The sequence below is a fragment of the Stenotrophomonas sp. GD03654 genome, from assembly GCF_029845105.1.
In the GTDB taxonomy this organism is placed as follows: domain Bacteria; phylum Pseudomonadota; class Gammaproteobacteria; order Xanthomonadales; family Xanthomonadaceae; genus Stenotrophomonas; species Stenotrophomonas africana.
This window is the reverse complement of sequence record NZ_JAOCLC010000047.1, coordinates 25353-42022: the sequence shown is the minus strand read 5'-3', so window position 1 is coordinate 42022 and position 16670 is coordinate 25353. Positions and strand designations below refer to the sequence as shown.

Below are 16670 nucleotides of genomic sequence, written 5' to 3'. Positions count from 1 at the left end.
GCTTTACAGCTCGCCGTTGCGGCGCGCCTTGCGCTGGCGGTCGATGCGGAAGATGTAGCGCTGGATGGCACTGTCGGCGCCACGCGGCAGGACGTCGAAGCGCATGCCCACGCGTTTGATCTCGATGCCGTTGGGTTGGCGCTGCGGCAGCAGGTTGCAGACGACCAGCTCGATCTCCAGGTCCGGGCCATCGGGCAGCGACAGCACGGCCGGGTAGCGCTTCTGCAGGCTGAACACCGCGCAATCGGTAGGCACGGCCACCGCCAGGCCGCCGCCGCTGATGTCCACCACCCGCATCGACAGCGCTTCGGCGCGGCTCTCGCCGGCAGGGATCAGCAGCTGGGGCGAATCGGTGACCGGGGTCTCCAGCCGGTACATCTCACGCCGTTGCAGATGGACCAGTTCCTCCGGCAGGGCGGCGCGGAAGGCGACGTGACCGTCGTTGTCCACACGCTGCAGTGCCTGCAGGCGGAACCGCACCAGCACGCGTTCGAGCTGGGCGAAGCACAGCAGATGGTCGGCCTGTTCGGCGGCGCGGTTGGACGCTTCCTGCAGGCTGCCATCGAGCAGCAGCGTGTCTTCGTCCTCGTCGAGCTCAAGCAGCGCGGTCGGGAACGAACGGTCGCGGCCGTCGATATGCGCATTGATAAGCGATCGCTGGTCGATCAGCGATCGCAGAAGCTGCCGCAGCTGGCGCGGATTACGGACCAGGAAACGTTCGTCAGCGGCATCAGCCGCGTGGACATCATGCACTGCAGTGTCGTTGCCGTCGGACATGGAATCTACGGTCAAGGGCGGGCGCCACCACGCGTTGGCGCGAGGCTCGATGGGGATATCGGCCACTGTGCCGGATTATGAAGTGAGAATTGCATCACTTTCCATGCGTCCGGGGTCGGATCCCTTTCCCGGAGGAAAGGGATCCTGGCCCCTGGCCCGCCGCGCAGTTGGAATCACGCGATATGCGGATGCGTTCCGCGTGGGTCAGAACTCCTGCCAGTCGCCGTCTGCGGCCAGTGCTGGCTGTGCTGCCGATGCGCGCAGCGGGCGAGCGGGAGCGGGCCTGGCAGCCGACCCGGCGGCCGCCACCTGGCGCGGCACTGGCGCGGTGGTCAGGCGTGCCGGCGCGACGGTGGCCCCCTGTGACGCCAGCCGGAAGCGTGCCACGGCCTCACCCAGCTGCACGGCCTGGTCTTCCATTGCACGCGCGGCGGCGGTGGCTTCTTCCACCAGTGCGGCGTTCTGCTGGGTGGTTTCGTCCATCTGCACCACGGTCTGGTTGACCTGCTCGATGCCGGCGGACTGTTCCTGCGAGGCGGCGGAGATCTCGGCCATGATGTCGGTCACGCGCTGCACTGAAGCGACGATCTCGCCCATGGTGCTGCCGGCCTGGTGGACCAGGCTGGAGCCTTCGGCGACCTTGCCGACCGAATCATCGATCAGGCCCTTGATCTCCTTGGCCGCGGCGGCCGAGCGCTGGGCGAGGGTACGCACTTCGCTGGCGACCACGGCGAAGCCGCGGCCCTGTTCGCCGGCACGTGCGGCTTCCACCGCAGCGTTCAGCGCCAGGATGTTGGTCTGGAAAGCGATGCCGTCGATGACACTGATGATCTCGGCGATCTTCTTCGACGAGGCTTCGATGGCCGACATGGTGGTGACCACCTGGCCGACCACTTCACCGCCCTGCGAGGCGACGCCATGCGCGCCGATGGCGAGCTGGTTGGCCTGGCGGGCGTGCTCGGCGTTCTGGCGCACGGTGGAGGTCAGTTCCTCCATCGATGCAGCGGTTTCTTCCAGGTTGGCGGCCTGCTGCTCGGTACGGCGCGACAGGTCGCTGTTGCCCGAGGCGATCTCGCCAGCGGCCAGGGTGATGCTGCCGGCGCTGGCCTGGATCTGGCCGACGATCTGGGTCAGCTGCGCAACGGTGGTGTTGGCATCGTCACGCATGCGTGCGAACACGCCGTTGAACTGGCCGTCCATGCGTGCGGTCAGATCGCCGGCGGCGATCGACTGCAGCAGCTGCGAGAGCTGGCCGAGGTTGCCGTCGGCCACCTGCATCATGCTGTTCAGCTGCTCGATCATCACGCGGAAGTCGTGATCGAAACGCTGCGCATCACCACGCTGGCTGAAGTCGCCGGCGGCAGCGGCAGAGGCCAGCTGCTGGATCTGCGTGTTGATGGCCAGCAGGCTGGCCTTGGCCGCATCCATCGACTCGTGCAGGATCGCGCGGCTGCCCGGCAGGCGGCGGGCGTCCGGGGCGAGGTTGCCGGTGGCGTACTGGTTGAGTACTTCAATGGCATCGACGATTGCATCGAGGTGTTCGAAGATCACCGTGTTGATGCCGTTGGCCAGCTGGCCATACACACCCGGGAAATCCTCCGGGATGCGGTGGCTGATGTCCGGCCCAGCGTGCATCTGTGCCATCAACTGGGTCTGCTCGCTGAAGCGCCGCAGCATTGCGGTCATCTCGGCGGTGGCGGCCAGCATCTTGCCGGCTTCGTCCTTGCTGGTGGCCTGGGTGCTGACGCTGAGGTCGCTGCGGGCAACCGCCTGGATGGCATGCACGGCCTTGCCCAACGGGCCAGTGACGGCGCGCGAGATGACCGTGGCCAGTGCGGCGGCCACCAACGAAAGCAGCACGATGCAGCTGACGATCGCGATCATGCTGGTGCGATGGGTGGCGTTGGCGTCGGCAATCTTGCCGTCCATCTGCCCGGCGATGTGGGTGCCCAGTGCCTTCATTGCAGCGAACAGGTCACGACGCGCCGGGCGTGACTGCTCATCGGAGATCTGCTGGGCCTGGGCGCCATCGCCGGCGGCCACGGCTTCGCGCATCGCCTTGTTGGCGGCGAAGTAGCGATCCAGCTGCGTGCTGGCCGCGCGATACAGTTCGCGCTCCTTGTCCAGCGCCGGCAGCGCCGAGTACGCCGCCAGTTCGTCATGCACGGCTTTGGCGGTGTCGTCCATGCGCTTGTTGTAGTCGGCGACCTTCTCCGGCTGGTCCAGCATGCTCAGCTGGGCCAGTTCGTAGGTGCGGAACTCACCGAGCTGCGAGCGCGCCTCGCCCAGGTGCTGGACCGAGGGGATGTCGTTGCCAGCCATCTCGCGCAACTGCGCGTTGGCTTCGCTCAGGCGCAGCAGTGCGAAGGCGCCGAGGATCAGGGTCATCAAGGTGGTGAGGGTGAACCCCACGGCCAGCTTGCGGGCGATGGGCAGATCTTGGAACCACTTCATGCAGGGTGCTCCAGGTGGGCAGAGTGCCGGCGTCTGTGCGCCGGTTTGGGGGTGGTTGCAGAGCGAACGGGGGTGCCCGGTGGGGTTCGGTGACGGCCGTCAAAGCGAAATAGCGGCGCAGTTTGGGTGGACTTTATGGACGCAGATCACATTCGGCTGCGTAGGGATGACGGCGCGAAAGTGCAGGCCTGGCGGGGCTTGCGCTTGAGTGACGTGGTTGCGCGCGAAACCATCGCGTCGACGGAGTTCACGGAATGCACGGTGTTGTGGGTCGGGGTCAGATTCCTTTCCGCAGGAATGGGATCTGCCCCCTTGGCAGGGCGCATGCAAACAAAAACCGCCGCCCCGAAGGGCGGCGGTCCGGTACACACATGCAGCGTGGATCAGGCGGCCTGCGGCATCCGCAGTGAACGCACAAGCCCGCCGATGTCGACAATCAGCGCGACGCGGCCGTCGCCCAGGATGGTGGCACCGGATACTCCGCCGATGCGGCGGTAGTTGTTCTCGATGTTCTTCACCACCACCTGCTGCTGGCCGACCAGCTCGTCCACTTCCAGCGCGATCTTCTGGCCATCGCCTTCGACCACCACCACCAGCGACTCGCTGCCCGGTGCCCGGTGGCCGTAGCCGTAATACTCACTCAGCGACAGGATCGGCAGGTACTCGCCGCGCACGCGCAGTACGCGGCCTTCGCCGGCCATGCTGCGGATGTCCTCGGCCTGCGGCTGCAACGCCTCAAGCACATAGGCCAGCGGCAGGATCAGGGTTTCGCCGGCCACCGCCACGGTCATGCCGTCGAGGATGGCCAGGGTCAGCGGCAGGCGTATCAGCGTGCGCGTGCCAGCGCCGAGGCTGCTTTCGATCTGTACCTCGCCACCCAATGCCTGGATGTTGCGGCGGACCACATCCATACCAACGCCACGACCGGACAGGTCCGTGACTGCATCAGCAGTGGAGAAGCCGGGCTGGAAGATCAGGTCCCAGACCTGCGAATCGGTCGGGTTGTCCGGCACCGCCAGGCCGCGTTCGGTGGCCTTGGCCAGGATCTTGGCGCGGTCGAGGCCGCGGCCGTCGTCGCTGACTTCGATGACGATGTGACCGCCCTGGTGCGAGGCGGCCAGGGTGATCGTGCCGGTCTCGTCCTTGCCTGCACCGCGACGCACATCGGGCATTTCCAGGCCGTGGTCGATCGAGTTGCGCACCAGGTGAACCAGCGGATCGGCGATCTTTTCGATCAGGCCCTTGTCCAGTTCGGTGCCTTCGCCGACGGTGCGCAGGCGGACCTGCTTGCCGAGCCGGCTGGACAGATCGCGGACCAGGCGCGGGAAGCGGCGGAACACTGCATCGACCGGCAGCATGCGCACGCCGATCACTGCTTCCTGCAGGTCGCGGGTATTCCGCTCAAGCTGGTCCAGGCCGGCGAACAGGCTCTCGGCGTGGACCGGGTCCAGTGCGTGCGAGACCTGCTTGAGCATGGCCTGGGTGATGACCAGTTCGCCGACCAGGTTGATCAGCGCATCGACCTTGTCGACGCTGACGCGGATCGAGGTTTCCGCTTCCTGGTTGGCGCCACCGCTGGCGGCAGGCGCGGCAGGTGCCGACGGCGCCGCTGCCACCGGAGCGGGAGCGGCTGCGGCCGGGGCCTGGGTAGCCAGGCTCGGCGGTGCGGCCGGACGGATGTCCAGCTCGCAGTCGTCCAGCACCCAGGCGAAGGTGTCTTCGATCTTGCTGCGCGGCACCTTGCCGACCAGGCCCAGGTCCCACGCCAGGTGGGCCTCCAGCGGGTCGAGCTGGGCGAAGCCGGGCAGGCGTTCCATGCGCGCGGCCACCTGCAGCGAGCCGAGGTGTTCCAGCTCGCGGATGATGCGCAGCGGATCGTTGCCGCTCATGAACAGCGACGGCGCCGGGGTAAAGCCGATCTGCCAGGCTTCCGGCGTATCGTCAACCTTGGCCGCGGCAGCAGCCGGGGCGCTGGGTGCTGCCTGGCCGGAAAGCACCGCTTCCAGGCGCGCCTTCACCGCAGCGACCGCAGCGGGATCGGCGGCCTGGCCGTGTTCGGCTTCGCGCAGCAGGGCGCGCAGTACGTCCACCGAGGACAGCATGGCGTCGACGGCGTGGCCTTCCAGGGCCCGCTTGCCGGCGCGCAGCTCATCGAGCAGCGTCTCCAGCACGTGGGTCAGGCCGGCGATGGCATCGAAGCCGAAGGTGCCGGCGCCGCCCTTGATCGAGTGGGCGGCGCGGAACACCGAATTGATGATCTCCGCGTCCTGCTGCCCCGATTCCAGGGCCAGCAGGCCAGCCTCCATCGCGTCGAGGCCTTCGCGGCTCTCCTCGAAGAAGGTGGCGTGGAAGCGTTGCAGGTCCATGCTCATGGCGGTGGTGGTCCGGAAGCGAAGAGGGGGAAGCGGCGCGGGCGATCAGCCCAGCACTTTCTGCACGGTGGCGACCAGCTGTTCCGGATTGAACGGCTTGACCAGCCAACCGGTGGCGCCGGCGGCCTTGCCTTCGGACTTCTTGTCGGCGGCCGATTCGGTGGTCAGCATCAGCAGCGGGGTGAACTTGTAGTCCGGCAGCTGGCGCAGTTCACGGATCAGCGCGATGCCGTCCATGTTCGGCATGTTGACGTCGGTGACCACCGCATTGAAGCGCTGGCCCTTGGCACGACCGAGCGCGACCGCGCCGTCTTCAGCTTCTTCGACGGCAAAACCGGCCGAGGTGAGGGCGAAGGACACCATCTGGCGCATCGACGCCGAATCGTCCACCACCAAGATACGTGCGCTCATGCAGCGTTCTCCACAGATTTCAGGTTGTCATGGGTTACGTCCAGGCCCAGGGCCTGGGTGACGCCCAGCAGGCGCGCGGCGTCACGGAAGGTTGCGGTGCAACCGTGGAAGCCGGTGCCCAGGCCTGCCTCGCGGCGGGCCTGCACGAACGCACACAGCACCTGCACGGCGGCCGTGTGGATGCGGGCGACCTGGCTTGCATCCAGGGTCAGCTCGCCTGCCTGCGCCACCAATGGGGCGAGGCGGTTCTTGAGCTCGGCAGTGCTCTCGATGCCGAGATCCCCACCCAGTTCGACAGTGCTCATCGTTGCTCCGGACAAACGGTTCCGTGATCCATAACGGCACCCCGGTGGGGTTCTTTAGGGGAATCGACGCGGTGCGTTGATGCGGTCGCTGTTGAAAAGGGGACGGAGGGGATTAAGTCGCAATCGACCTGGCTCTACTGCAGCCGCCCTCGGCAACGGCGTCCCCGACAGGCACCGCGTCGGCGCAAAGCGCCGAGCCACTTGCGACTTAATCCCCTCCGTCCCCTTTTTCCCGCTCAGCTCAACAGCCGGGTGGCATCAAGCAGGATCATCGGGCGCTGGCTGACCCGTGCGACGCCACGGAACAGGTCGTTGGAGATCTGGCAGATGCGCGCGGTATCCGGCGGCTCAATCTGCGAATCGGTGAGGTTGGCGACGTCTTCCACCGCTGATACGCGCAGGCCGATGGTCTCGCCGTCTTCCTCCAGCACCACGATGCGGGTCTGTGCGTCGTCTTCGGCGGCGGCTGCGCCCAGGTGAAGGCCCAGATCCATCACCGGCACGACCTGGCCGCGCAGGTTCATGATGCCCAGCATGGCTGCGGCGGTACCGCGCAACGGCAGCAGCGGCACGGGCAGCACGACCTCCTGCACCTTCAGCAGTTCCAGTGCATAGGCCTGGGTGCCGCAGCGCAGGCGCAGCCAGCGCGAGGTGCGTTCACCGGCGCGTCGGTTCTGCGGGTGTGGGCTGCGGGCGGGCTGGTGAGCCTGCGCCTGCAGTTCCTGCCAGGTGCCGGGGCGGTTGCCTGCGGGGGCATCGATGGCGACGCGTGGCGGCGGTGTGGCGGCGCGCGCGGCCGGCGCTGGCGCAGGGCGCGGGGCCGATGACGCAACCGATGCTGCGACCAGGGCGGGCGGCGGCGTGGCAACGTCCTCGCCACCGGCGGCGGCCTCGAACGCTGCCTGCAGGCTCGGGCTATCGGTGTGGGCGAGTCGATGGCTGTCGGCCGTATCGGTCTCGTAGATCACTTCGTCCGGCAGATCGTCCCAGGTCGGTTCCGGGCCTGCCTTGGCGGCGGCCGGAGCAGGGGCCGTCTCGTGGATCACTTCGTCGGGCAGGTCATCCCAGGTCGGTTCGCGCTCGGGGGCGGCGACAGGCAGTGCGGCGGCCTCGAAGGCAGCCTCCAGTGTGGCGTCGTCCTCTGCAGGGACAGCAGCAACAGCCTCCGTTTCGTAGATCACTTCGGCGGGCAGATCGTCCCACGTGGGCTCGCGCTCGGCCGTTGCCGCCGCTTCGAAGGCGTCTTCCAGCGCGGCGTTGTCCACGGCAGGTGCAGCGGCGACGCTCCCGGTTTCGTAGATCACCTCGGCCGGCAGGTCATCCCAGGTCGGCTCGCGTTCCGGATGCGGTGCGCCGGCCGAAGCCGGGGCGGCACTGTCCGGCGTTGGCAGTACGACGGCTGCCGGGGCGATCGCTTCGCCCAGCAGTTCGTCCAGATAGTCGTCCAGTACGCCGGTGCTGTTCATGCGGCCTGCTCCAGGGCACGGGCGTCCTCGCCGAGAATCCAGTTCAGGGCGCGGCGGTAGGCAGCCAGGCCGCGGCCCGGGTAGTCCTCGCCGACGCTCGGCAGGGTCAGGCCGGCGGCGTTGCTGATGCGGGTATCAATCGGAATCGCGTCTTCCCACACGCGGCTGCCGTGACGATCCTGCATCGTGCGCAGCGACTCGTTGCCGGCGCGGGTACGGCGGTCGAACAGGGTCGGCAGGATCGAGATCGGCAGCGGGCGGCGGCGTGAACGCTCGACCATCTCTCCGGTGCGGACCATGCCATCCAGGCCATGCAGGGCCAGCGGTTCGGCCTGGGTCGGGATGATCAGGCGGTCGGCTGCGGCCAGTGCATTGATCATCAGCAGGCCGAGGGTGGGTGCGCAGTCCAGCAGGATGTAGTCGTGCTGTCCCTGGTGGCGCGCCAGCGCGTTCTGCAGGGCCAGGCCGAGGCCGGGCTGGTTGGCGCTGCGGCGCTCCAGCGTGGCCAGCGCGGACTGTGCGCAGACATAGTCCAGGCCGTGGATGCTGCTGGCATGGCACAGGCTGGAAAGATCGGCCGGCGGGGCGCCGAACAGTTCCAGCACGCCGGCCGGCGGCGGATCCACCGGCACGCCGAAGGCGCGGCTGAGCGAGGCATGCGGATCGAGATCGATCAGCAGCACGCGATGGCCAAGCGCGGCCAGGCCGCGGCCGAGGGCGAGGGTGGTGGTGGTCTTGCCGACTCCGCCCTTCTGGTTGGCGACTGCCCAGATGCGCATCGGATTACTCCTTCATTGCCGGGGGAACGGCGGCGCCGACGCGGCTGCCAGCCGGCACCGGCGGCAACTTCACCGGTGCGATGGGGGAGGTGGGGGCGCTGGCCGGAGTTGCGGCGGCCTGTTCGGTAGCGGTGCTGTCGGTGGCGCCGGTGGCTGCGTTCAGGCGCTGGCCGAGCGGGTCCACCGAATGCGAGGTGTCGGCCAGGATGATGACCATCACCCGGCGGTTGCGGTTGCGTCCCTGCGCGCTGTCGTTCTCTTCGCGCGGGCGGAACTGGCCGTAGCCGACCATCGCCAGCCGCGACGGCTGCACGCCCTGGTCGGCGAACAGGTGCACCACGCTGGCGGCGCGCCCGGCCGACAGTTCCCAGTTGGACGGAAAGGTGGCAGTGGCGATCGGCACGTTGTCGGTGTGGCCTTCCACGCGCACGCTGTTGGGTACATCGCGCAGTACGTCAGCCAGGCTGGCCAGGGTCTGCCGCGCGTGCACGTCCAGCGCGGCCGAGCCGGTCGGGAACAGGATGTCGCTGTTGATCTCGACTTCGATCCACAGCTCGGTGCGACGCACGCTGATCATGCCGCGGTCGATCAGCGGTGCAAGTGCGGCGGTGAGGCGGTCGGCGATGCTGTTGAGCTGGCGCTCGGCGCGCGCGATCTGTTCCTGGTTGTGCACCGAGACAGGCATGCGCATCTGCGAGGCCATCGACGGCAGCAGGGTCGGGTCGTGCGACGGTGCCGGCGCGGACGGGCCGATCTTGGTGCCGGACTTGATCACCGACGGGCTGTCCCATCCGCCGCCCTGCACCTGCTTGTTGCCCACCTGCACCGGATTGATCGTGCGCGGCGCACCGCCGAAGGCATCGGTGAGGGCGTCGGCCATGATCCGGTACTTGCCTTCGTTGACCGAAGAAATCGCATACATGACCACGAAGAAGGCCAGCAGCAGCGTCATCAGGTCGGCATAGGGGATCGCCCATGCTTCGTGGTTGGCGTGCTCTTCGTGGTGCTTGCGGCGGGCCATGTCAGTGCAGGAAGCCGGAGAGGTTGGTTTCGATGTTGCGCGGGTTCTCGCCCTGGGCGATCGAGATCAGGCCTTCAATGACCATCTCGCGGTCGCGCGTGTTGTGCGAGATCACACTCTTGAGCTTGGCCGAGATCGGCAGGAACAGCAGGTTGGCCGAAGCGATGCCGTAGATGGTGGCAGTGAACGCTGCGGCGATGCCGTGGCCGAGCTTGCTCGGGTCGGCCAGGTTCTTCATCACTGCGATCAGGCCCAGCACGGCGCCGATGATGCCCAGCGTCGGTGCATAGATGCCCATCGCCTCGAAGACCTTGGCGCCGGCCTGGTCCTGGTGCTCCTGGCTGCCCAGTTCGATTTCCAGCATGTGCCGCATCGATTCGGGCTCAACGCCGTCCACCAGCAGCTGCAGGCCTTTGCGCAGGAACGGATCCTGCTGCGCTTCCACCTGCGACTCCAGGCCCAGCAGGCCCTGGCGGCGAGCGATGTTGCTCCACTCGACGATCTGCTGGATCAGTTCGCGGCGATCGCTGTGCGGCGGGCGCACGACCCAGCGCACGATCTTGAACGCATGCTTGAACACCGCCGGCGAGGTATGCAGCAGGATCGCGGCGATGGTGCCGACGATGACGATCACGAATGCCGCAGGCGACCACAACGACGCCAGGCCGGCGCCCTTGAGGATGCTGCCACCGACCAGCGAGGCCAGGGCGAGAAAGAGTCCAATGAGGCTGAGTCTATCCATGGATCCGGTATCGGCTTGTATGAATGGGACTTGAGACACCGGTACGGGCTACTGGTGCGACTTCACAGTTTTACGGGTTCAGCAAGTGGCTCAGTCGTGCGGAGTACGCAGGCCGTCCACGTCCAGGATCAAGGCCATGCGACCATCGCCGATCAAGGTTGCACCGGCGTAACCGCGCAGGCCGCGCAGGGCTTTCGGCAGCGGCTTGATGACCACCTCCTCGCGCCCGCGCACCTGGTCCACGACCAGGCCGAAGCGCGCTTCGCCAGCCTGCAGCACCACGATCGTCAGCAGGGTCGACGCGGTGGGCGTCACATCCAGCCACTGGCGCAGATCGACCAGCGGCAGCGTGTGCGAACGGCGGTCGAGCACGGCGCGGCCATCGAACCAGCCCAGCGAGGTACGCGGCGCGTGCAGCACCTCCATCACGCGCGCCAGCGGCAGTGCATACACATCCTCACCGGCCTGCACCAGCAGGGTTGGCAGAATGGCCAGGGTCAGCGGCACGCGGATCATGAACCGGCTGCCACGACCCAGTTCCGACTGGATCTGGATCTGGCCACTCAGTTCGCGGATGCGCGACTGCACCACGTCCATGCCGACGCCACGGCCGGAGATGTCGGTGACCTGCTGCTTGGTCGAGAAGCCGGGCAGGAACACCAGGTGCAGGCACTCCTCGCTGCTCAGGCGGGCAGCGGCTTCCGGATCGATCAGGCCTTTCTCACGCGCCTTCGCGCGCAGCTTCTCAGGGTCGATGCCGGCGCCATCGTCCTGCACCTCGATGCTGACGTAGTCGCCTTCCTGCTGCGCCGACAGGCGTACATGGCCCATCCGCGGCTTCCCTTGTGCTTCGCGCAGGTCGGGCATTTCCACGCCATGGTCGATGGCATTGCGGACCAGATGCACCAGCGGGTCGGCCAGAGCTTCCACCAGATTTCGGTCGAGCTCGGTCTCGGCGCCGATCAGCTCCAGATCCACTTCCTTCTTCAGCGAGCGGGCGACGTCGCGGGCAACCTTGGGGAAGCGCGAGAACACCTTGCCCACCGGCTGCATGCGGGTACGCATCACTGCCGACTGCAGGCGTGCGGTGGCGATGTCCAGGGTGGACACGGCGCGGTCCAGCTCCTCATCGCGCAGGCGTGCGCGCAGGGTCTTGAGCCGATTGCGTGACAGCACCAGTTCGCCGATCAGGTTGACGATCGCATCCAGGCGCTTGGTGTCCACGCGCACGGTGTGCTCGGCCTCGGCCAGCGGCTTGGCGGCCGGCTTGGCGGCCGGTGCCGGTGCGGCCGCCGGGCGCGGGGCTGCCACCGGCGTCGGTGCCACGGCGGCAGCAGGCTTGGCACCTGGCGCGGCGCCACCGTGCAGCTGGTCCAGCAGGGCTTCGAACTCGTCTTCGCTGATCAGTCCGTCGTCGGCTTTTTTTGCCGGCGAGACGGCGGTCGGTGCATTGCCGCCGTGAAGCTGGTCGAGCAGGGCCTCGAACTCGTCGTCGGTGATCAGGTCGCTGCCGCCCGCGGCGGGCGCTGCTGCGGCGGCGGGAGCAGCCACGGCACCACCGTGCACGTCGAACTGGGCAATCAGATCCGGCGGCGCATAGCCCGGCTCGGTGCCGGACGACACCGCGTCCAGCATCGCCTGCAGGTAGTCCAGTGATTGCTGGGCCGCGTCGAAGTGGTGGGCCTGCAGCACGGCCTGCCCGGCGCGCGCGGCGCCCAGCGCTTCTTCAGCGGCGTGGCACAGCTCGACCATGGCGGTGACGCCGAGGAAGCCGGCGCCGCCCTTGAGCGTGTGATAGCCGCGGAACACCGCGTTGAGCTGATCGCTGTCCTGCGGTGCCTGCTCCAGCGACACCAGCTGTTCGCCGAGGCGATCCAGGATTTCCTGTGCCTCGATGATGAAATCGGCAGTGATGTCGTCGGATACCGCGCTCATGCTTACAGCCCCAGATCCGACAACAGGTCGTCGGCGTCGTTCTGCGAGACCGCGTGGCGGTCCAGTCCCTTCAGTGCCGGCCCGGCCAGTTCCGGGTCGGTGCGATGCTGTTCCGGCGGCAGGCCGAGCGCGCCGAAGCCTTCGTGCACGCGGCGGACAATGCCGACCACACGACGGATGATCTGCCCGGTCAGGTCCTGGTAGCTCTGGGTCAGGGCGATCTCGGTCAGGTTGTGGCGGATGCGCTCGAGCTGCGCGTCCTGGCCAGGCTGCAGGCCTTCGGCGCGCAGCTGTTCGGTCAGGCTGCGGCATTCCTCGGCCAGGTCCAGGGTGCGGTGCGTGGCCTGTTCGGTCATCGCCACCACGTGGTCCAGGCGCGCGCAGGCATCGTCCAGTTCGCCGGCTTCGCTGGGCACGGTCGGCAGTTCACCCAGCGCCTGTCCCAGTTCGCGGGCCAGCCGCGAGAGGCCGCTCATCATCGGCTGCGTGCGCAGCGCGACCAGTCCGTCGATGCGCTGCCGCCAGGCGGCCTCGTCACCGGACTCCAGTGCGTCCAGGGCTTCCTGCAGGCGCAGGGCGAGGGCGTTCTTGTCGACCGTGGTATCCATCAGGCGCTGGCCGCCAGGCGTTCGAAGATCTTGCCGAGCTTCTCTTCCAGCGTCTGTGCGGTGAACGGTTTGATGATGTAGCCGTTCACACCGCTCTGGGCGGCTTCGATGATCTGCTCGCGCTTGGCTTCTGCGGTGACCATCAGCACCGGCAGGGTCTTCAGCTTGGCATCGGCACGGATCGCCTTGAGCAGCTCGATGCCGGTCATCACCGGCATGTTCCAGTCAGTCACCACGAAATCGAACGGCTGGCTCTGCAGCAGCGACAGCGCAGCATGCCCGTCTTCGGCTTCGGCGGTGTTGGTGAAGCCCAGGTCGCCCAGCAGGTTCTTGACGATTCGACGCATGGTCGAGAAGTCGTCGACGATCAGGATGCGCATGTTCTTGTTCAAAGCAGAATTCCTTTGTTGTTCATTCCGGACGGCCGGGGGCAGCCGCCTCGGGGATGTTCATTCTTCGAGGCCGGCGTCGGCAGCCTCGAACAGCTTCAGCCGGCCACGCAGGCGCAGTACCGCCTGGCCGTGGATCTGGCAGACCCGCGACTCGCTCACGCCGAGCACCGCGCCGATCTCCTTCAGGTTCAGTTCCTGCTCGTAGTACAGCGAGAGCACCAGTTGTTCGCGCTCAGGCAGGTGGCCGATGGCCTTGCCCAGTTCGCGGCCGAACTCGCCGCGCTCCAGCACCTGCTGCGGGGTCGGGCCACCCTGGGCGACGGTGTCCAGCTCGCCCTGGTCCTCGATGCGCGATTCAAGGCTCAGCACCTGGCCACGGGCGGCGTCTTCCATCAGCCGCAGGTACTCGGGCAGCGGCATCTCCATCGCGGCGGCCACTTCGGTGGCGCTGGCGGCACGGCCGCTGCTCTGTTCCAGGCGGCGGATGGTGGCGGCGGCATCACGTGCACGGCGGTGCACCGAGCGCGGCACCCAGTCGCCACGGCGGATCTCATCGATCATCGAACCGCGGATGCGGATCGATGCGTACGTCTCGAACGAAGCACCCTGGTCAGCGTCATAGCTGCGCGAGGCTTCGATCAGCCCCATCATGCCGGCCTGGATCAGATCGTCGACCTCGACGCTCGCCGGCAGGCGTGCGGCCAGGTGGTGGGCGATGCGCCGCACCAGGTCCGAGTGCTGGGCGATCACCTCGTTGGCCGCCGAGCGCTGGACTTCCCTGTACTGGGCTGCGCCTTTCATGCGGCCACCCCTCGCTGCTTGAGGATGCGCTCGAGGAAGAATTCAACGCCGCCGCGCGGTTCGGTCGGCGCCTGCCAGCGTGCGGTACGGCGCGCGATCTCGGTGATCGCCAGTGCTGCAGGACTGGACGGGTAGGCCTTCACCACCGGCTGCTGGCGCTGCACCGACAGGCGCAGCCAGTCATCCTGCGGCACGCAGCCCAGATAGTTCAGGGAGACATCGGCGAGGAACTTCTCGCAGACGCGGGTCAGCTTCTCGTACAGCACGCGGCCCTCGTTCGGGTCCCGCACCATGTTGGCCACCACCTGGATGCGGTCCACGCCACGCTCGCGCGAGAGTACCTTGATCAGCGCATAGGCGTCGGTGATCGAAGCCGGTTCGTCACAGACCACCACCACGGTGTCCTGCGCGGCCTGGCAGAAGGTCAGCACGCCATCGGTGATGCCGGCGGCCGTGTCCACCACCATGATGTCCAGTTCGCGTTCCAGCTCGGAGAACACGTTGACCAGGCCGACGTGCTCGGCCGGGGCCAGTTCGGCCATGTGGCGGCGGCCGGACGCGGCCGGCACCACCAGCACGCCGTTCGGGCCTTCGACGATGACGTCATCCAGCGTGCAGCGGCCGGCGACCAGGTCGGCCAGGGTAAAGGTGGGGTTCAGCCCCAGGATCACGTCGATGTTGGCCAGGCCGAGGTCGGCGTCCAGCAGCAGGGTGCGCTTGCCCATGCCGGCCAGCGCTACGGCAAGGTTGGCCGAAACGTTGGTCTTGCCCACGCCGCCCTTGCCGCCAGTGACGGCAATGGTGCGCACAGGGCCGAGCGGCTCGCTGCGGGTGGCCGACAGCGGGAAGGTCTTGGTCAGCTTGGCGTACTCACGCGACGGCATGGTTCAACTCCGGGTTGCAGGGCATATCGGCCGCGCGGCGCAAATCTTCAAGGCGAAGTACGAGATTGGCTGCACTGGCCCGGTGCAGGTCCTCCGGAACGTCCTGGCCATCGGTCACCCAGGTGATCGGCAGGGCGTGGTCCACGGCCACCGACAGGGCATTGCCGAAGCGGCCGGTCTCGTCCAGCTTGCTCAGCACCAGGCCCTGCAGGTTGGCCGCGCCGAAGCGGCGGACCACCTCGTCCATGTCGCCGAAACTGGTGTTGGCCGGCAGCACCAGCAGGGTGCGCACCTGGCGGGCGGCGCGCAGCCACTGCAGCTGGGCGGCCAGCGCGCGGTCGCGCGGGCCCAGGCCGGCGGTGTCGATCAGCACCAGCTTGTAGTCCTTCAGGCGTTCCAGCAGCTGGTCCAGATCGGTACCGCTGTTGGCCTCGTGCACCGCGATGCCGAGCTGGCGGCCGTAGCCGTACAGCTGCTCGCGGGCGCCGATGCGGGTGGTGTCGGTGGTGACCAGGGCGACGTCACGCGGCGCGTGCTTCTCGGCGAAGCGCGAGGCCAGCTTGGCGATGGTGGTGGTCTTGCCGGCGCCGGTCGGGCCCACAAGGGCGATCACGCCGCCTTCTTCCAGCGGGTCGACCGGGGCGATCGGCAGCTTGCGCGAAATCAGCCCCAGCATCAGGCCGCGGCCACGGTGGGCCTCGGTCTCCAGCGGGATCTGCATGGCCACGTCGCGGGCCAGGCCGGCGTCGAAGCCGTACTCGTCCATCAGGTCCAGCGCAGTGGCGCGCACCGGGCAGCCGCGCAGGCGCTCGTCGGTGAAGCGGTTCATTTCGCGCTCGATCACATGGCGCATGCCGGCCACTTCCTGGCGCAGCTGGCGGATCTCGGCGTCGTCCTGGGCAACCAGGGTCAGCGCCGGGGCCGGGGCCTGGACCGGTGCTGGGCTGGCTTGGTCACTGGCTTCAGCCGGTGCCGGTTCGCTGGCGGTGATCCCGGGCTGCACATCAGCCACAGCAGCGGTCGGCAGCGGCGGCGGCTGCACAGCCGGGGCCGGGCTTTCGTGATGAGTCTCGTGCGGCGGGTCGATCTGGAAGTGGGCGCGGTTGGCCGACGTGGCGCTGGCGGGCGCCGGTGCGACGATGGCTTCAGCGAACGGGGCGAAGATCTGTTCCGGCAGCGCCGGTTCGTTGACGGCGGCACGCGCCAGGGTGGCGGCGAAGCCGCTGCTGCCACGGGTCGGCACGATCTCGTCGGCACTGTCCAGGGTGCGGCCAGTGGCGCCGACCGCAGCGCGGGCGAGGGCGGCCACGGCCGAGGTGGTGGCGGCGACCGGTTCCGGCGCCGGGGTGTTGCTGCGGCGTCGGGTGACGGCGGCGATCACCGCGTCGGCGGCGGTGCGCGGCTTCGGCGCCGGCGGCGGAGCGATGTCACGACGCGAGGCTTCCAGCGCACGCTGCACGGCGCTCTCATCGTAGTTGGCGGCGGCGACGATCTCGATGCCTTCCTCGATCCGGCGGTTGGACAGGATCACGGCGTCAGGACCATGTTCCTTGCGCACCAGGTTCATGGCCGAGCGCATGTCGGCGGCGACGAATCGTTTGATTTTCATGCTGTGGTCACGGGACGAAGACGGCGGGGTGGCGGTCGGAGAACTCGGGTGGTCGGTGGTCTGCACGTTGCGGGTTCCCCTTGGTATCTGTCTGTTGCGTCGGTTCGAAAGTGG

Annotated in this window: 14 protein-coding genes and 1 pseudogene; all 15 read right to left on the bottom strand. The window is 67.9% G+C overall.

Features of this window, described 5'->3' with window-relative positions:
- Positions 1-3: 3 nt before the first annotated feature.
- The 15 genes and pseudogenes from N5J73_RS16625 to flhF all read right to left on the bottom strand — a co-directional run bounded on the left by N5J73_RS16625 (position 4) and on the right by flhF (position 16556).
- Positions 4-777 (bottom strand): flagellar brake protein, encoded by a 774-nt coding sequence (locus tag N5J73_RS16625; protein WP_049448760.1) that lies wholly within the window; start codon positions 775-777, stop codon positions 4-6.
- Positions 778-981: 204 nt separating this feature from the next.
- Entirely contained in the window at positions 982-3231 is a 2250-nt protein-coding gene (locus N5J73_RS16620; protein WP_279941206.1) for a methyl-accepting chemotaxis protein, read from the bottom strand.
- Between the two features lie 383 nt (positions 3232-3614).
- Complete coding sequence (locus N5J73_RS16615; RefSeq protein WP_049444861.1) at positions 3615-5603, bottom strand: chemotaxis protein CheA; 1989 nt, start codon at positions 5601-5603, stop codon at positions 3615-3617.
- A gap of 45 nt (positions 5604-5648) precedes the next feature.
- On the bottom strand, positions 5649-6014 hold the full coding sequence (locus N5J73_RS16610; protein WP_005409521.1) for a response regulator: 366 nt from the start codon (positions 6012-6014) through the stop codon (positions 5649-5651).
- On the bottom strand, positions 6011-6319 hold the full coding sequence (locus N5J73_RS16605) for an STAS domain-containing protein (RefSeq protein ID WP_049444859.1): 309 nt from the start codon (positions 6317-6319) through the stop codon (positions 6011-6013). The genes N5J73_RS16610 and N5J73_RS16605 overlap by 4 nt, the downstream gene beginning before the upstream one ends.
- A gap of 236 nt (positions 6320-6555) precedes the next feature.
- Positions 6556-7785, bottom strand: a complete 1230-nt coding sequence (locus N5J73_RS16600) for a chemotaxis protein CheW (RefSeq protein WP_049444858.1) — start codon at positions 7783-7785, stop codon at positions 6556-6558.
- Entirely contained in the window at positions 7782-8564 is a 783-nt protein-coding gene (locus N5J73_RS16595) for a ParA family protein (protein WP_049444855.1), read from the bottom strand. Before N5J73_RS16595 ends, N5J73_RS16600 begins: the two co-directional genes overlap by 4 nt.
- 175 nt (positions 8565-8739) lie before the next feature.
- Positions 8740-9585 (bottom strand): annotated as a pseudogene (gene motD, locus N5J73_RS16590) (flagellar motor protein MotD); the annotation flags it as partial.
- 1 nt (position 9586) lies between these two features.
- Positions 9587-10327 carry a flagellar motor protein gene (locus N5J73_RS16585; protein ID WP_049444851.1) on the bottom strand — a complete coding sequence of 247 codons (741 nt, stop codon included), beginning with the start codon at positions 10325-10327 and terminating at the stop codon, positions 9587-9589.
- A gap of 90 nt (positions 10328-10417) precedes the next feature.
- Positions 10418-12262 carry a chemotaxis protein CheA gene (locus tag N5J73_RS16580; protein WP_049444849.1) on the bottom strand — a complete coding sequence of 615 codons (1845 nt, stop codon included), beginning with the start codon at positions 12260-12262 and terminating at the stop codon, positions 10418-10420.
- Between the two features lie 2 nt (positions 12263-12264).
- A complete protein-coding gene (locus N5J73_RS16575; RefSeq protein ID WP_006442968.1) occupies positions 12265-12870 on the bottom strand; it encodes a protein phosphatase CheZ in 606 nt (201 codons plus the stop codon).
- Entirely contained in the window at positions 12870-13262 is a 393-nt protein-coding gene (cheY, locus tag N5J73_RS16570; protein WP_006365466.1) for a chemotaxis response regulator CheY, read from the bottom strand. Before cheY ends, N5J73_RS16575 begins: the two co-directional genes overlap by 1 nt.
- Positions 13263-13319: 57 nt before the next feature.
- Positions 13320-14063, bottom strand: coding sequence for an RNA polymerase sigma factor FliA (locus tag N5J73_RS16565; RefSeq protein ID WP_049401180.1), 744 nt, complete (start codon positions 14061-14063; stop codon positions 13320-13322).
- Complete coding sequence (locus N5J73_RS16560; RefSeq protein ID WP_010482449.1) at positions 14060-14947, bottom strand: P-loop NTPase; 888 nt, start codon at positions 14945-14947, stop codon at positions 14060-14062. Before N5J73_RS16560 ends, N5J73_RS16565 begins: the two co-directional genes overlap by 4 nt.
- Complete coding sequence (gene flhF, locus N5J73_RS16555; protein WP_049444847.1) at positions 14934-16556, bottom strand: flagellar biosynthesis protein FlhF; 1623 nt, start codon at positions 16554-16556, stop codon at positions 14934-14936. The genes N5J73_RS16560 and flhF overlap by 14 nt, the downstream gene beginning before the upstream one ends.
- Positions 16557-16670 lie beyond the last annotated feature (114 nt).

Excerpts from the sequence above, each read along its gene's own strand:
- N5J73_RS16625 (WP_049448760.1), bottom strand. The coding sequence starts at position 777 with ATGTCCGACGGCAACGACACTGCAGTGCATGATGTCCACGCGGCTGAT.
- N5J73_RS16620 (WP_279941206.1), bottom strand. The coding sequence starts at position 3,231 with ATGAAGTGGTTCCAAGATCTGCCCATCGCCCGCAAGCTGGCCGTGGGG.
- N5J73_RS16615 (WP_049444861.1), bottom strand. The coding sequence starts at position 5,603 with ATGAGCATGGACCTGCAACGCTTCCACGCCACCTTCTTCGAGGAGAGC.
- N5J73_RS16610 (WP_005409521.1), bottom strand. The coding sequence starts at position 6,014 with ATGAGCGCACGTATCTTGGTGGTGGACGATTCGGCGTCGATGCGCCAG.
- N5J73_RS16605 (WP_049444859.1), bottom strand. The coding sequence starts at position 6,319 with ATGAGCACTGTCGAACTGGGTGGGGATCTCGGCATCGAGAGCACTGCC.
- N5J73_RS16600 (WP_049444858.1), bottom strand. The coding sequence starts at position 7,785 with ATGAACAGCACCGGCGTACTGGACGACTATCTGGACGAACTGCTGGGC.
- N5J73_RS16595 (WP_049444855.1), bottom strand. The coding sequence starts at position 8,564 with ATGCGCATCTGGGCAGTCGCCAACCAGAAGGGCGGAGTCGGCAAGACC.
- N5J73_RS16585 (WP_049444851.1), bottom strand. The coding sequence starts at position 10,327 with ATGGATAGACTCAGCCTCATTGGACTCTTTCTCGCCCTGGCCTCGCTG.
- N5J73_RS16580 (WP_049444849.1), bottom strand. The coding sequence starts at position 12,262 with ATGAGCGCGGTATCCGACGACATCACTGCCGATTTCATCATCGAGGCA.
- N5J73_RS16575 (WP_006442968.1), bottom strand. The coding sequence starts at position 12,870 with ATGGATACCACGGTCGACAAGAACGCCCTCGCCCTGCGCCTGCAGGAA.
- N5J73_RS16565 (WP_049401180.1), bottom strand. The coding sequence starts at position 14,063 with ATGAAAGGCGCAGCCCAGTACAGGGAAGTCCAGCGCTCGGCGGCCAAC.
- N5J73_RS16560 (WP_010482449.1), bottom strand. The coding sequence starts at position 14,947 with ATGCCGTCGCGTGAGTACGCCAAGCTGACCAAGACCTTCCCGCTGTCG.
- flhF (WP_049444847.1), bottom strand. The coding sequence starts at position 16,556 with ATGAAAATCAAACGATTCGTCGCCGCCGACATGCGCTCGGCCATGAAC.